Origin of the sequence: Endobacterium panacihumi (assembly GCF_050847465.1) — a bacterium.
GTDB lineage: Bacteria > Pseudomonadota > Alphaproteobacteria > Rhizobiales > Rhizobiaceae > Neorhizobium > Neorhizobium panacihumi.
The window spans coordinates 260,418-274,405 of the sequence record NZ_JBOZRA010000002.1; the positions used below are offsets into that span (position 1 = coordinate 260,418).

Genomic DNA, 13,988 nt, shown 5'->3' on the forward strand with positions numbered 1-13,988 from the left:
GCCTATCCGTGTATCGAAATGATACGAAAAATTGGCAAGAAAAATGCTAGTTCGCGCTATGAACTCAAATTTAACGATGTCGCGCCGCAGGGCGCTCCTAACGCTGACTATCGCCGGAGTGGCGGCCGGCGAACGATTCGCGAGCGCCGCTCCGCAAGCGGTCATCGGCGCGACAAATCTGCGCGGCGGCTTGGATGCCGCAAGCCAAGGCGTGATACCGGGCGCCGTGGATGCGCAGAGCAAAAAGCTCGCAGCGCTGATCGCCAAGGCGGCACTGGCCAACACGCCGGTCTTCCTGCCGCCGGGCAGCTACCGGGTATCCAATCTCGACCTGCCGGATGGCACCCGGCTTTACGGCATCGCCGGCGCCACCCGCCTCGTCTATAACGGCGAGGGCCATCTTCTGCGCTCCGATGGTGCCCGGCGGATCGAATTGTCTAACCTTGTTCTCGATGGTGCGGGCCACAGTCTGGGAGACCATGCACCGGCACTCGTCCATCTGCGCAATGTCGGCGAAATGATCGTCGACAATTGCGAGATCGTGGGCTCGCCCAAGACCGGCCTGCAGCTTGAGCGTTGCGGTGGCCGTATCGAGCGCAACCGCATTACCGGTGCAGCTGACTATGCCGTTCTGGCGATCGAAAGCACCGGCCTTGCCATCACCGGCAATCATGTGGACGACTGCGGCAATGGCGGCATTCTCGTGCATCGCTGGGTGAAGGGACCGGACGGCACGTTGGTGACCGGCAACCGCATAACCGGCACCCGCGCCAAGAATGGCGGTACCGGTCAATATGGCAATGCCATCAACATCTACCGCGCGGACAATGTGCAGGTGATCGGCAACCACATCTCATCCTCCGCCTTTTCGGCGATCCGCTCGAATGCCGGCTCGAACGTGCAGATCTCCAGCAACCAGTGCCTCGCTTCCGGCGAAACGGCGATCTATTCCGAATTCGGTTTCGAAGGCGCGATCGTCAGCAGCAATGTGGTGGATGGCGCCGCCAACGGCATTTCCATCGTCAACTTCAACGAGGGTGGCCGGCTGGCGACAGTGACCGGCAATGTCGTGCGCAATCTTTCGCTGACTGCACCTTACGAACAATCCGATACGTTTTTCGGTCTCGGTATCAGCGTGGAGGCAGACACGGCGGTATCCGGCAATGTCATCGAAAACGCTCCGCGCTTCGGCCTGCTGCTTGGCTGGGGACCTTATCTGCGCAATGTCAGCGTGACCGGCAATGTGGTGCGTCAGGCAAAGACCGGCTGCGCCGTTTCCGTGGCGGTGGGCGCCGGCAGCGCCATTATCGCCAGCAACCTGTTCGAGCGCGTAACCGAGGGCGGTGTCATCGGCTATCGCTGGCATGATGTGGCAAGCAGGGAACTGGCGTTGGATGCGACAGAGTTTTCGCATCTGACGGTGACGGGCAACAGGGTGATCTGAAATACATTCGGCTCAAAACCCATCTCAAGTTTTCATGGATCGCGCACGCCGATTGATCTTCCCTTCGCCGCATCCACCTCATAGCTTGCCGTCAGCCAATCACGGAGGATTCGCATGCTGACGATCTATGGTGTCTATCGCTCGCGCGCCACGCGCCCGCTCTGGCTCCTCACCGAACTGAACCACCCTTTCCGTCTTGCACCGGTTATCCAGGCCTATCGCATCAGCGAACCGCTGCAGCCGGAAGCGCCGCTCAACACGCTCTCCCCGGATTTTCTGGCCGTCAATCCGATGGGGTCGATCCCGTCCATGGACGACGACGGGTTCGTGTTGCATGAATCGCTTGCCATCAGCCTTTACATCGCCCGCAAATATGGTGGCGATCTCGGCCCGAAGGACATCGACGAAGAGGCGCTGATGGTGCAGTGGTCGCTGTTTGCCGCCACCAGCATTGAAACGACGGCACTGAAAATTTCCTCGACCATCGCGGGCGGGAAACAGGAAAGCGAAGAGGGCAAGACCGAAATCGACGTCGCGGCGCGCCAGTTGAAGCGGCCATTCGACGTTCTCGATCAACACCTTTCCCAAAACAGTTACATGGTCGGCGAGCGCTTTACCGTCGCCGATATCAATGTTGCCGAATGCGTTCGCTACGGCCAAGGCCATGCGCCGCTGCTGGATGAACGCCCGGCACTGAAGACATGGCTGGAAACCTGCCAGAGCCGTCCCGGCTTCAAGGCCATGTGGGACGCCCGCAACAAGGAGCCGGCGTAACCGAACCGATGCGAGAGGCGGCGCTAAAGCGCCGCCTCTTCCTCCAGCGCCCGCTTGACCGCTGGCCGGACGGCAATCCGGGCATGATGTTCCGCAACGCGGGGAAATTCAACGATATCGACACCGTCGCTTTTCAGCCAGCCTGACATCACGAACAGATAGGCGTCGGCGACTGTATATTGCTGACCCATGACATAGGGCCCAACCAGAAAGTCATCCTCGATCAGACGGAAGCAGTCTCGCATGTTTGCGGGCAGCTTTGCCAACATATCCGCATGCGAAGATGGCTCATCCGCCCAGCGGGCAGCACGGCGACCATGGGCGTGAGCGACGTGTACGGTGGAGGCGAGATAGGCATTTAATGCCTGCATGCGGGCAAAATCAAAAGCATCGGCGGGTGCCAGCCGTGTTTCGGTTCTGGACGCCACTTGAGCGATGTAGGCGAGGATAGCGACGGTTTCCGTCAACACGCCATGTTCGGTTTCCAGCGCCGGCACCCGGCCCTTCGGGTTGATTTTCAGAAAACCGTCCGAACGCTGTTCCCCATCAGCAAAGTTCACCCGCTTCAGCGTGTAGGGCAGGCCGGTTTCGGCAAGCGCGATATGACTTGCGCGAGAGCAGGCTCCCGGCGAAAGATGAAGCGTGAACATGGCGATCCTCCTGTTGACCGCGATGGTTTTAGCACCGCGGCCCGAACACCATCAATGTTTCGAACCATGCTCAAGCGAACAATGCGTCCGTCACCCTGACATCGCCGACATGGATGCCGTTCCAGTTCTTCATCGGGCGATTGGCCATGGCAAGAAGCTGATCACGCAGGGGATCACCCTTGTCGAGACACCGCGCGATAAGGGCGTAGATCATGGCCTCAGCGGCACGTGTCGCGCCGTCCTCGCATTTGGAGGCGATCGCCACACCCTTTTCCGGCAGGGCGGCGACGAACACGCCTTCCGCACCGGTCTTGGCGAAGATCCGGCCGGGGGCAAGCGACATCAAAATCGTGCAGGCCCGCTTGGTGCCGGCGACATAGAATGGTTCGGCCATGCAGGCATCGAACAGACGCTTCGAAGCTTTGGCACGCTCGACGCCGAGGCCTTTGCCTGTCAGCATTTTTGCAAAGCCGTGGGCCAAGCCTTTCATCGGCACGGCATAGGTGGGGATGGAGCATCCGTCAGTCCCGCAATTTTCATGCCCCAGCGCCGCACCGGTCAGGCTTTCCATCACGCCGCGGATTTCCGCCTGCAACGGATGATCGTAACCGACATACCGCTTGGGATCGACGCCCATCTGGACACAGGTGCAGATAAAGCCGGAATGTTTTCCGGAGCAATTGTTGTGCAGCGCCGTCGGCGCCGTCAGCGTACGAGCCTGATGGATCAGAGTCTGCTGATCGCTGGACCAATGGGCACCGCATTCGAGCACCGACAGATCGTGCCCGGCCTTGGCAAGCATGCCCGCTGCCGTTTCGACATGGCCATCCTCACCGGAATGCGATGAGCAGGCGAGCGCCAGTTCGCGATCCGTCAACCCGAAAGCATCGGCGGCGCCGCTTTCAATCAAGGGCAGCGCCTGCATGGCCTTGCAGGCCGAACGCGGAAAAACCCCTGCCGCGATATCACCAAGCGAAAACACCAGTTTGCCATCGCCATCGACAATGGCGGCAATCCCCCGGTGCACGCTTTCAACACGGCTGCCACGGGTGACTTCGACGGTAACGGGGTTTTGCATGGCTCTCTCGCTCATTTGCTGCTCTCATCCTCCCGGAGCCACGCGACAGGCGCGTATCCGCATCTCCACATAACAGGCGGGGAGACTAGGTGAAATATCTGAAGCGATTGTTGCTTTTGATCTTCGTCGTCTATCTGCTGCCGACATTCGCGGCAGCAGGCTTATGGGCCATAAAGGACAGACCGGGCCGCTGGAGCGAAGCCAACTGGGGTTCGGCACACATCCTGCCGGATGCGCGAAACAGCGATGAGGCAGCCGCCTATATCTTTTCGGCGGCGACAGGCGGTTTGAAGGGCGCGGTGGCAAGCCATGCGTGGATTGTGACGAAAGAAAAGGGTGCCAACGCATACGTGCGTTATGACAAGGTCGGCTGGGGCAGCCCGATCCGCCGAAACCATCGGCCGCCGGATGCCTATTGGTATTCCAACCCGCCGCAAATGGTGGCGCACGCAAAGGGCGCGCAAGCGGAGCTTCTGATCCCCAAGATCGAAGGAGCGATCGCCGCCTATCCCTATTCGGAACCGGGCGGTTACACGATCTGGCCGGGGCCGAATTCCAATACATTCGTGGCCTATGTCCTGCGCAACGTGCCGGAACTGGGGGCGGTGCTGCCGCCACACGCGGTTGGGCGCGACTACCTGCCAGACGGCGATTTCTGGCATGTGGATGCCGACGGGCGAGACCTGCATGTCACGCTGCGCGGGCTTCTCGGCTTTTCGGCGGGGATGCGCAGCGGTTTCGAGCTGCATTTTCTGGGCCTGGTGGCCGGCATCGACATCGCCAACCCCGGCCTCAAGGTACCAGCGATCGGGCGCGTGGGCATTTAGAGCTATGCGCCGAACGCAAAACGCCCGCGGACGAGCGGGCGTTGAACGATCTTGAAGTCTGTTGGCTCAGAGGCCGTTTGCCGTGCGCGCGAAGCGACGGATATTGTGACGCTCGATGCCGAGGTCTTCCAGTTCGCGCGGGGACATACGGTCGAGTTCCGAAACCGTCTGACGGAATTTGCGCCAGTTGTTGAGTGTGCGTACGACGTTCATGATGATCCCCTTTCCTTGGGTTTTCGAAGTTTTAGCTGCCGGTTATTGGCGCTCTCTTGCCTTCGATGACCCTTATATACGCCTCGAAATTGCGCACAAAAAGCGCCCAATCATCATCTCACCCATGCATATTTGCATGGGTTCAATTGCGAAAGATCAATGAGGAGGCAATGGAGAGGAGACGGAATCGGCTGGATGCGGAGCAAGCGCCGGTAATTCGCCGTGAGATGTCCGGGCGTCAGACATGCAAAAAGGGCCGCCGTAGCGACCCTTCCATGAGTTTGGTCCGTTTTTCGAACCCGGTCCGCATCACTGCGGTCCGAAGGAAGATGTGGTTCAGGCCGAGGGCTGCCCCGTCAAGACCGCCACCTTTCCATTGCCCGTAACACAGACCGAAATCTCATTAGACATTGGACCACCTTCCTTTCATTACGTTGATGATGACTAAAAGGTAGGTGGCCGACGCTGCTGTTGCAAGGCAAGTTATGTAACGTGATGCGAATATATGTGCGTTGCAAAATGAGCCGGCTAGGCTTAGCATTCGCGAGCCTGACCAGACTGCTCTGCCTGAACCCTTCAGAATTTCAGCACGATCTTGCCGATGTGGCTGCTGGTTTCCATCAGCCGGTGGGCTTCGCCGACTTGATCGAACGGCACAACCGAATGAATGACCGGGGAGACGGTGCCGGCTTCCAACAGCGGCCAGACCTGGCTTTGGAGATCATCCCGGATGGCGCGTTTTTCCTCCGCCGTGCGCGGACGCATGGTCGAGCCGGTCACCGTCAGGCGCTTGACCATGATCGGGGTCAGATTGACCTTTTCGGCCATATTGCCGCCGAGGAACGCGATGATCGACAGGCAGCCGTCCTTGGCCAGCACCGAAAGGTTCTTTTCCAGATAGTCGGCGCCGATCATGTCGAGCACGGCATCCACACCGGCACCGCCGGTTTCGGCCTTCACCACGTCGGCAAAGTCCTCGGTCCGGTAATTGATCGCGCGTTTCGCCCCGAGTTTTTCACAAGCCGCGCGTTTTTCTTCCGAACCGACGGTGGTGTAAACGGTAGCGCCGAAGGCTTTGGCGAGCTGGATGGCCGTCGTGCCGATGCCGCTGGAACCGCCGTGAATGAGCACGCTTTCACCTTCGGTCAGGCCCGCCATCTGGAAGAGGTTGGCCCAGACGGTGAAGAAGGTTTCGCAGAGTGCTGCGGCCTTGACCGCATCGTATCCCTTTGGCCACGGCAAAGCCTGACCGGCGGGGACGGCGCAATATTCGGCATAAGCGCCGCCGTTTGCCAGCGCGCAGACCTTGTCGCCCAGCTTGAACTCGGAGACGCCGTCACCGAGGCCCACGACCTCACCGGCGATTTCGAGGCCGAGAATGGGGCTGGCATCCTTCGGCGGCGGATAGGCGCCCTTGCGTTGCTGCACATCCGGACGGTTGACACCCGCGGCCTCGACTTTCACGAGGATTTCGCCGGCACGGACGGCCGGCAAGGGACCGGTCGCGAGGGTCATGACCTCCGGCCCGCCGAAGGAGGGCAGGTCGATATAGCGCATCTGGTTCGGCAGCATCGTTGAGCTCTCCCTTTCAATTCATCATGATCGAATTAGAGCAGCTGCTGAAATATGGGAAGGCGGCGTTACGTCGCTCCCCCGCGCAGATTGGACAGAAGATCCGGCTCACCACCGCCAAAGACGCGGAACACCAGCCCGCCATCGCTTTCCTTCGAGGATGCCTTGATGGCGGCGATTTCGGCACTGACACGGCCGACATCATCCAGCAGCAGGCCCTGCGGCAGTTCGATAACGCCGATGGAGCAGCGCAGTAGCGGGAAATAACGCTCCAGGCCGGAGCGATCATGCCCCTTGATACGGCCCTCCGCGCGTTCCTGCGGCGAATAGAACTGCACGACGTCATCATGGAAATCGCTGAGCAGGCGTTCGAGGATTTCGGTGATCTCCTCCATCGACCAGCCGCCGACGCCGATGAAAAAGTCGTCGCCGCCGACATGGCCGAGGAAATCGCCCTCGGAGAAGAAATAACGCTTCATCAGCGCCGCAAACAGCGAGATGGCGTGGTCGCCGATCTGGAAACCGTAATGGTCGTTGAACGGCTTGAAATTGTCGAAGTCGCAATAACAGAAGAAACGGGTCTGCTCGTCATCGCGACCCGCAGTCTGCATGAAATCGCGAATGGCGAGATTGCCCGGCAGGCCCGTGAGCGGGTTCTGGTCCTGCGCGCTTTTCAGGCGTTTTTCGTTGATGATCTTGATCAGCGAGGCGGCGGAAACGATGCCGGCATAGCGCATGTTTTCGGTCAGGATGACGCAATCGCTGCCGTCCATATTGGCAAAGATCGACATCAGCCGCTCGGCATTGGCATCGAGACCGACGGTCGGGGCGTGATCGACGAAATGCGAGATTGTGCGCTCATAGACCTTGTTTTTCAAAAGGTCACGGCCGAACGGCTGGTAGATGAATTCCTTCAGGTGATATTCGTGAATGATGCCGCGCGGCTCGCCATTGGCATTCAGCACCGGAAAAAACGGCTGGCGCGGGTTGCGGCGAAACAGTTCGAAGACGCTGTCGATCGACTCGTGTTCATAAACCGTCGGCAGGCGTTCGATCTGCTTGCGGATGAGGATTTCGTCGAGCGACTGATTGTTGCGGCGCTGGCGACCAAGATCTGCCAGATGGGCAAAGGACGGCTGCAGCTCGTTGATGAAGGTTGTGGGCTTGGCGACGAAATAGCCCTGGATCAGATCGACGCCGAGTTCGCGACAGGACAGGAATTCCGCTTCCGTCTCCACGCCTTCCGCAATGACCCGAACGCCGAGCACATGGGCGATGTTGACGATATTCTTGACCAGATGGCGTTTGCGCGAACTCTTGTCGAAACCGGCGATGAAATGCCGGTCGATCTTCAGGTAATCGACCTGATAATCGCTGAGCAGCTTCATCTCACTGTGGCCGACGCCGAAATCGTCGATGGCGATCTTGAAGCCGACCTTGCGCATGGTGGTCATCAGCGCGGCGAATTCCGGCACGCTGGTATTGTCGAAACGCTCGGACAGCTCGAAACAGACCGAAGACGGCGGCACATGTGCATTGCGCAGATGCTGGATAAGCTTTTCAACGAATTCCTCGCCCTGGCAGATCAGGCGGACATCGAGATTGAGGAAGAGCGTGGCGTCGGAAAAATCCGGAAGCGTGGCGAATTTGGCAAGCGCGCGGCTGGCCATCATCTGTTCGAGCGGCAACAACTGACCGGTTTCGGCCGCCTGATCGAGCAATTGCGGCGGCGTTTCGAAGCCGAGGCGATCACAGCCGCGCATCAGGGATTCGTAACCGAACACCGTGCCGGTGCCGACTTCGACAATCGGCTGGAAGGCATTTTCAAGGACGAGTTTGCCGAGGGTGACCAGCTGGTCATTGGCATAACGCCGGAACATGTCCGGCTCGAGTGACGTCGCTGCCGACATCGGCAATCTCCACTACAGTATCACTAAAAATTCTGGCCGGACGCTCGCAGCAAATGGTCAAAAATGACTTAGCCTTACATGAAGGTTTGATGAAGCTTTTGTGACAGCAAAGAGCGTTTTTATTCAAAGGGTAGTGCAGGCTTTGCTTACATACCCCTAAGCCTCCCACAGAGCAGATTCATCCCTTGGCGATCTTCGGTTTTCAAAAAACACCCGCTGTCGTTTGCGGGTTATGCGGCCGGGGCACGTCCTGTGCCTCCTAATTTAATTTTATAATGGCGCACGACGTGCCCCGTTCGGTGGTTTTTCCGCGCAACTCCGGTCCTTCTGCGGCGACTCGCTGTTCTTGCTTTTAGATCGAGCCGGTTTGTGTGCGACACACGCACGCCCCGCCATCTTTCAGGCGAGAGGAAGACCATTTTCTGCGCAGCCCCGCATGGATCACCTGCATCAGGGCGTTCCATGCGATCACCGGCTCTATCTCGCCGGCAATGCGGACCGGTGTAGCCGAAACAGAACGCGTTGAGTGTCGCACGGTCCCGAAATGCGGGGATAAAATTAGATACAAGATCTTGATTTTGTTGGATCGGAGGGTGTCGGCTCGAGGAAAGAATATTCTGTTTGCGACATTGAGTGCCGTTTTTGTTGTGTAATGGCGGAGGTGGCATCCTCTCTCCTCTACGTCATCCCGGCCTTGAGCCGGGATCTAGCCACCGCGCGTCCGCGCGGTGAGAGAACTCTTCCTTCGCGGTGACCGTTAGCGAATCTATCGCGCCGCAGACGCGGCGCTGCTGGATCCCGGCACAAGGCCGGGATGACGGAGGAGAGAGTGCGCAATGTCCTCCCAATCCGGGTTCATGGTCTCGATCAGATTGAGTTTCCACGCGCGCGGCCACTTCTTGATCGTCTTTTCGCGGCGAATGGCATCAACGATCAGGTCATGTTCTTCGAACCAGACGAGAGTCTTCACGCCATAACGACTGGTGAAACCCGGCGTCAGTTCGTGCTGATGATCATAAAGTCGCCCCGGCAGATCGCTGGTCATGCCGGTATAAAGCGTGCCGTTACGCTTCGATGCCAGGATGTAGACATACCCTTTGCGCATGCACCTCAGAATGACAGAGGCGCCAAGACACGCAAAGGCCTTTACTGAACAATTGTCGCATTTTCGATTTGCTCTCCTCCCCACCCAACACACCACAAAATGTCGCTGCCGGATATTGATTGATCACTCAATCAAAAATAGACTTTCCGCAAAACAGGGGAGCCACATGCCACGCATCGGGATGGAACCGTTACGCCGCAAGGCGCTGGTGGATGCCGCGTTGCGCACGATCGGCAGCCATGGTTCGCTGGATGTGACCATGTCCGAGATCGCCCGCGAGGCAGGCGTTTCGGCGGCGCTGGCGCATCATTATTTCGGCAGCAAGCAGCAGCTGGTGATCGCCACCATCCAGAGCCTGCTGGCGCGGCTGCGCGCCGATCTGATCACGGCGCTTCGAGGCACGGACAGCGCGCGCAAAAGACTGTCGGCGGTGATCCGCGTGTCGTTTCATGCCGACCAGTTCGATGCCGAGACGGTGGCGGCGTGGCTGGCCTTTTATGTGGAGGCGCAACGGTCCGACGCGGTGCGGCGCCTGCTGATCATCTATACGCGGCGGCTGCGCTCCAATCTTCTCCATGCGCTGAAACAGCTGTGTCCGCCTGATGATGCGGCAAGGATCGCCGAGGGCGTGGCGGCGATGATCGATGGCCTGTATATCCGCCAGAGCCTGAACGCCTCAGCCCTTGGAAACGAAGCGCCGATCAGGCTGACCGAAGATTATCTCGACATGCAGCTCAAGCCCTTTCTGAAGGACACCCAAACGCCGTGAGCCAGACCCGCCCGAACATTCTCATCATCATGGTCGACCAGCTGAACGGGACGTTTTTCCCGGATGGTCCGGCCGATTTTCTGCATGCGCCGCATATGAAGGCGCTGGCGGCGCGTTCGGCCCGTTTCCGCAACAATTACACGTCCTCACCGCTTTGCGCGCCCGCCCGCGCCTCCTTCATGGCAGGGCAATTGCCGAGCCGCACGCGGGTTTACGACAACGCCGCCGAATACGTGTCTTCGATCCCGACCTATGCGCACCATCTGCGCCGCGCCGGTTATTACACGGCACTTTCCGGAAAGATGCATTTTGTCGGGCCGGACCAGATGCATGGGTTCGAGGAACGCCTGACCACCGACATTTATCCGGCCGATTTCGGCTGGACGCCGGATTACCGCAAGCCGGGCGAACGCATCGACTGGTGGTATCACAATATGGGTTCGGTGACCGGCGCGGGCGTGGCCGAGATTACCAACCAGATGGAATATGACGACGAAGTCGCCTTCCTCGCCAACCAGAAAATTTTTCAGCTTTCCCGCGAACGCGACGATGACGACCGCCGGCCGTGGGCGCTCACCGTATCCTTCACCCATCCACACGATCCGTACGTAGCGCGCAAAAAATTCTGGGATCTGTATGAGGACTGCCCGCACCTGATGCCGGACGTGGGAATGCTGGAGGAGCAGGATCCGCATTCGCAGCGCATCCTCAAATCCTGCGACTATGCGAGCTTCGATATCACCGAGGAAAACATCCGTCGCTCGCGTCAAAGCTATTTTGCCAATATTTCCTATCTCGACGAGAAGGTGGGTGAACTGATCGACACGCTGACGCGCACCCGCCAGCTGGACGATACGCTGATCCTGTTCTGCTCCGACCATGGCGACATGCTGGGCGAGCGAGGCCTGTGGTTCAAGATGAACTTCTTTGAAGGGTCTGCGCGCGTACCGCTGATGATTGCGGGTCCCGGCGTGACGCCCGGCCTGCATACCGTGCCGGTCTCCAATCTCGACGTGACGCCGACCTTGTGCGATCTCGCCGGTATTTCCATGGATGAGATCGAGCCATGGACCGATGGCGAGAGCCTGAAACCGGTGATCGATGGTGGCGTGCGCACCACGCCGGTGCTGATGGAATATGCCGCCGAGGCGTCCTATGCGCCGCTGGTGGCCATTCGCGAGGGCCAGTGGAAATACATCCACTGCACGCTCGACCCGGACCAGCTTTTCGATCTCGACAGCGACCCGCAGGAGCTGAACAACCTCGCGGAAAATCCGGAATTTGCCGAGGTGGTGGCCATGTTTCGAAAGAAGCGCGAGGAGCGCTGGGACATGGGCGCCTTCGACGCCGCCGTGCGCGAAAGCCAGGCGCGTCGCTGGGTGGTTTATGAGGCGCTGCGCAACGGCGCTTATTACCCTTGGGATCACCAGCCGCTGCAAAAGGCATCCGAGCGCTACATGCGCAACCACATGAACCTCGACAATCTCGAAGAATCCAAGCGTTACCCGCGGGGAGAATAATATGCGCGCACAACCGACTGCCAGCCACTTCATCGATGGCGAATATGTCGAAGACACCGAAGGCACCGCCTTCGATAGCCTTTACCCGGCAACAGGCGAGGTGATTGCCCGGCTGCATGCCGCAACGCCGGCCATCGTCGAACAGGCGGTCGCGGCGGCCAAACGCGCGCAGCCGGAATGGGCGGCTCTGAGCCCCACTGCCCGTGGCCGCATCCTCCGCCGTGCCGCCGACATCATGCGCGAGCGCAATCGCGAACTTTCGGAACTCGAAACGCTCGATACCGGCAAGCCCATTCAGGAAACGATTGTGGCCGACCCGACCTCGGGTGCCGACAGCTTTGAATTTTTCGGCGGTGTCATCGCGGCCGGGCTGAATGGCGATTACATTCCGCTGGGCGGTGATTTTGCCTATACCAAACGTGTTCCGCTCGGCGTCTGCGTCGGCATAGGCGCCTGGAACTATCCCCAGCAGATCGCCTGCTGGAAGGCGGCACCGGCGCTCGCCGCCGGCAATGCCATGGTGTTCAAGCCGTCCGAAAACACCCCGCTCGGTGCCTTGAAGATTGCCGAAATTCTCATTGAAGCCGGACTGCCCAAGGGTTTGTTCAACGTCATTCAGGGTGACCGTTCGACCGGTCCTCTGCTGGTGCAGCATCCGGACGTGGCCAAGGTTTCGTTGACCGGATCCGTGCCGACCGGGCGAAAAGTGGCGGCAGTTGCTGCCGGCAATCTCAAACACGTGACGATGGAACTTGGCGGGAAATCGCCGCTGATCGTGTTCGATGATGCCGATCTGGACTCGGCTGTCGGTGGCGCCATGCTCGGCAATTTTTATTCGACCGGTCAGGTGTGCTCCAATGGCACGCGCGTCTTCGTGCAGCGCGGCATCAAGCAGGAATTTCTGGAAAAACTGAAGGCACGTACCGAAAACATCGTGATCGGCGAGCCGCTGGACGAAGCGACGCAGATGGGGCCGCTGATCTCCTTCGACCAGCGCCAGAAAGTGCTCTCCTATATCGACAAGGGCAAGGCCGAGGGCGCGACGCTCATCACCGGCGGCGGCCTGCCGAACCATGTGACCGGTGAAGGTTATTACATCCAGCCGACCGTGTTTGCCGATGTGACCGACGATATGACGATCGCCCGCGAGGAAATCTTTGGGCCGGTCATGTGCGTGCTCGATTTCGACGACGAAGCCGAGGTGATTGCCCGCGCCAACACGACGGAATTCGGTCTGGCAGCGGGTGTGTTCACCGCCAACCTTTCACGCGGTCACCGGGTGGTCGATCAGCTGGATGCCGGCACCTTGTGGATCAACACCTACAATCTCTGCCCGGTGGAAATTCCCTTCGGCGGATCAAAGCAGTCCGGTTTCGGACGCGAAAACTCGCTCGCCGCGCTGGAGCATTATTCCGAGCTGAAGACGGTGTATGTCGGCATGGGCAAGGTCGAGGCACCGTATTGACGATGGTGTCAGCCCACCAAATCAACAACGAGATCATCGAGATCGACCTTGAGGGCTGCTGCGATGCGCTTCAGCTCATCGACGGAACCGGTCTTCTCGCCGGTTTCGATGTCGGACAGGGTGGGCTCAGTGATGTTGGCGGCCTCGGCGAGTTCGGCGATGCTCAGCTTGCGGTAATTGCGATAGGTGCGGATGCGGCTGTCAGTGTCGAACAATTCATAGACAAGTTCGGCGGGCCATGTTTCCTCACCAGCCTCGATGCGAGCCATGATTTCCTTTGCCATGATGACGTCCATCATGTCCTCAAATTCCTCTTCGGGGACGAGAACGAACGGCTTGCCATCGATGACGGTTCGGTTGAAGGCACCCATCATTCACTCCTTATAGATACCGCCTCTGGGGCCGACATCGACCACTACGACAAGGTTGGCCTTTTCATCGATGATAACTCTGTCAGTGCCGACCCGAATGCGAACAAGCGCGCTGCCCGACAGCTTTTTGAGATCGACCCTTTCGCCGCACGCGAACGCATCAACCTTAGCCCTGATGGCAGCCCGGCGTTTCGGCTGCATCCGGTTCAGGCTCTTCTGCGCGACATGAGAATACTGAACCGGCTTCATCCCATCAATATAGCCAGAAGCTATAATTGACTCAACCATGG

At 59.2% G+C, this 13,988-nt stretch carries 14 protein-coding genes; 6 read left to right on the top strand and 8 right to left on the bottom strand.

The annotated features are described in order from the left end of the window. Window positions 1-76 precede the first annotated feature (76 nt). Window positions 77-1,444 carry a TIGR03808 family TAT-translocated repetitive protein gene (locus ACRQ1B_RS13070; protein WP_432294109.1) on the top strand — a complete coding sequence of 456 codons (1,368 nt, stop codon included), beginning with the start codon at window positions 77-79 and terminating at the stop codon, window positions 1,442-1,444. A gap of 114 nt (window positions 1,445-1,558) precedes the next feature. Further along, window positions 1,559-2,218, top strand: coding sequence for a glutathione S-transferase family protein (locus tag ACRQ1B_RS13075; protein WP_432294110.1), 660 nt, complete (start codon window positions 1,559-1,561; stop codon window positions 2,216-2,218). A 23-nt stretch (window positions 2,219-2,241) separates the two neighbouring features. Here the strand turns inward: ACRQ1B_RS13075 and ACRQ1B_RS13080 are convergent, their stop codons facing one another. Next, entirely contained in the window at window positions 2,242-2,868 is a 627-nt protein-coding gene (locus ACRQ1B_RS13080) for a glutathione S-transferase family protein (protein ID WP_432294111.1), read from the bottom strand. Between the two features lie 70 nt (window positions 2,869-2,938). After that, on the bottom strand, window positions 2,939-3,946 hold the full coding sequence (locus ACRQ1B_RS13085) for an asparaginase (RefSeq protein WP_432294595.1): 1,008 nt from the start codon (window positions 3,944-3,946) through the stop codon (window positions 2,939-2,941). A gap of 89 nt (window positions 3,947-4,035) precedes the next feature. Here ACRQ1B_RS13085 and ACRQ1B_RS13090 point away from each other — a divergent pair, with 89 nt between their 5' ends. After that, a complete protein-coding gene (locus tag ACRQ1B_RS13090; protein ID WP_432294112.1) occupies window positions 4,036-4,773 on the top strand; it encodes a DUF3750 domain-containing protein in 738 nt (245 codons plus the stop codon). A gap of 66 nt (window positions 4,774-4,839) precedes the next feature. On the opposite strand, the gene ACRQ1B_RS13095 is transcribed toward ACRQ1B_RS13090, so the two are convergent. The 4 genes from ACRQ1B_RS13095 to ACRQ1B_RS13110 form a co-directional block, all read right to left on the bottom strand. Then, on the bottom strand, window positions 4,840-4,986 hold the full coding sequence (locus tag ACRQ1B_RS13095; protein WP_432294113.1) for a DUF1127 domain-containing protein: 147 nt from the start codon (window positions 4,984-4,986) through the stop codon (window positions 4,840-4,842). 576 nt (window positions 4,987-5,562) lie between these two features. Next, window positions 5,563-6,558, bottom strand: a complete 996-nt coding sequence (locus tag ACRQ1B_RS13100) for an NAD(P)H-quinone oxidoreductase (RefSeq protein ID WP_432294114.1) — start codon at window positions 6,556-6,558, stop codon at window positions 5,563-5,565. Window positions 6,559-6,626: 68 nt separating this feature from the next. Beyond that, window positions 6,627-8,468: a bifunctional diguanylate cyclase/phosphodiesterase gene (locus ACRQ1B_RS13105; protein ID WP_432294115.1), complete on the bottom strand. Its 1,842-nt coding sequence runs from the start codon at window positions 8,466-8,468 to the stop codon at window positions 6,627-6,629. Between the two features lie 766 nt (window positions 8,469-9,234). Continuing rightward, window positions 9,235-9,573 (bottom strand): GIY-YIG nuclease family protein, encoded by a 339-nt coding sequence (locus ACRQ1B_RS13110; protein WP_432294116.1) that lies wholly within the window; start codon window positions 9,571-9,573, stop codon window positions 9,235-9,237. Window positions 9,574-9,739: 166 nt separating this feature from the next. On the opposite strand from ACRQ1B_RS13110, the gene betI reads away from it, so the two are divergent. From betI to betB, 3 genes are read left to right on the top strand one after another with little or no spacing between them, the layout of a single operon-like run. Beyond that, window positions 9,740-10,342, top strand: coding sequence for a transcriptional regulator BetI (betI, locus tag ACRQ1B_RS13115; RefSeq protein ID WP_432294117.1), 603 nt, complete (start codon window positions 9,740-9,742; stop codon window positions 10,340-10,342). After that, entirely contained in the window at window positions 10,339-11,862 is a 1,524-nt protein-coding gene (gene betC / locus ACRQ1B_RS13120) for a choline-sulfatase (protein WP_432294118.1), read from the top strand. The genes betI and betC overlap by 4 nt, the downstream gene beginning before the upstream one ends. A 1-nt stretch (window position 11,863) precedes the next feature. Beyond that, a complete protein-coding gene (betB, locus tag ACRQ1B_RS13125) occupies window positions 11,864-13,327 on the top strand; it encodes a betaine-aldehyde dehydrogenase (protein WP_432294119.1) in 1,464 nt (487 codons plus the stop codon). Window positions 13,328-13,335: 8 nt separating this feature from the next. Here betB and ACRQ1B_RS13130 read toward each other — a convergent pair whose 3' ends face one another. After that, complete coding sequence (locus tag ACRQ1B_RS13130) at window positions 13,336-13,698, bottom strand: helix-turn-helix domain-containing protein (RefSeq protein WP_432294120.1); 363 nt, start codon at window positions 13,696-13,698, stop codon at window positions 13,336-13,338. Between the two features lie 3 nt (window positions 13,699-13,701). Continuing rightward, window positions 13,702-13,986, bottom strand: a complete 285-nt coding sequence (locus tag ACRQ1B_RS13135) for a type II toxin-antitoxin system RelE family toxin (protein WP_432294121.1) — start codon at window positions 13,984-13,986, stop codon at window positions 13,702-13,704. Window positions 13,987-13,988: the final 2 nt, after the last annotated feature.

Excerpts from the sequence above, each read along its gene's own strand:
- ACRQ1B_RS13070 (WP_432294109.1), top strand. The coding sequence starts at position 77 with ATGTCGCGCCGCAGGGCGCTCCTAACGCTGACTATCGCCGGAGTGGCG.
- ACRQ1B_RS13075 (WP_432294110.1), top strand. The coding sequence starts at position 1,559 with ATGCTGACGATCTATGGTGTCTATCGCTCGCGCGCCACGCGCCCGCTC.
- ACRQ1B_RS13080 (WP_432294111.1), bottom strand. The coding sequence starts at position 2,868 with ATGTTCACGCTTCATCTTTCGCCGGGAGCCTGCTCTCGCGCAAGTCAT.
- ACRQ1B_RS13085 (WP_432294595.1), bottom strand. The coding sequence starts at position 3,946 with ATGCAAAACCCCGTTACCGTCGAAGTCACCCGTGGCAGCCGTGTTGAA.
- ACRQ1B_RS13095 (WP_432294113.1), bottom strand. The coding sequence starts at position 4,986 with ATGAACGTCGTACGCACACTCAACAACTGGCGCAAATTCCGTCAGACG.
- ACRQ1B_RS13100 (WP_432294114.1), bottom strand. The coding sequence starts at position 6,558 with ATGCTGCCGAACCAGATGCGCTATATCGACCTGCCCTCCTTCGGCGGG.
- ACRQ1B_RS13105 (WP_432294115.1), bottom strand. The coding sequence starts at position 8,468 with ATGTCGGCAGCGACGTCACTCGAGCCGGACATGTTCCGGCGTTATGCC.
- ACRQ1B_RS13110 (WP_432294116.1), bottom strand. The coding sequence starts at position 9,573 with ATGCGCAAAGGGTATGTCTACATCCTGGCATCGAAGCGTAACGGCACG.
- betI (WP_432294117.1), top strand. The coding sequence starts at position 9,740 with ATGCCACGCATCGGGATGGAACCGTTACGCCGCAAGGCGCTGGTGGAT.
- betB (WP_432294119.1), top strand. The coding sequence starts at position 11,864 with ATGCGCGCACAACCGACTGCCAGCCACTTCATCGATGGCGAATATGTC.
- ACRQ1B_RS13130 (WP_432294120.1), bottom strand. The coding sequence starts at position 13,698 with ATGGGTGCCTTCAACCGAACCGTCATCGATGGCAAGCCGTTCGTTCTC.
- ACRQ1B_RS13135 (WP_432294121.1), bottom strand. The coding sequence starts at position 13,986 with ATGGTTGAGTCAATTATAGCTTCTGGCTATATTGATGGGATGAAGCCG.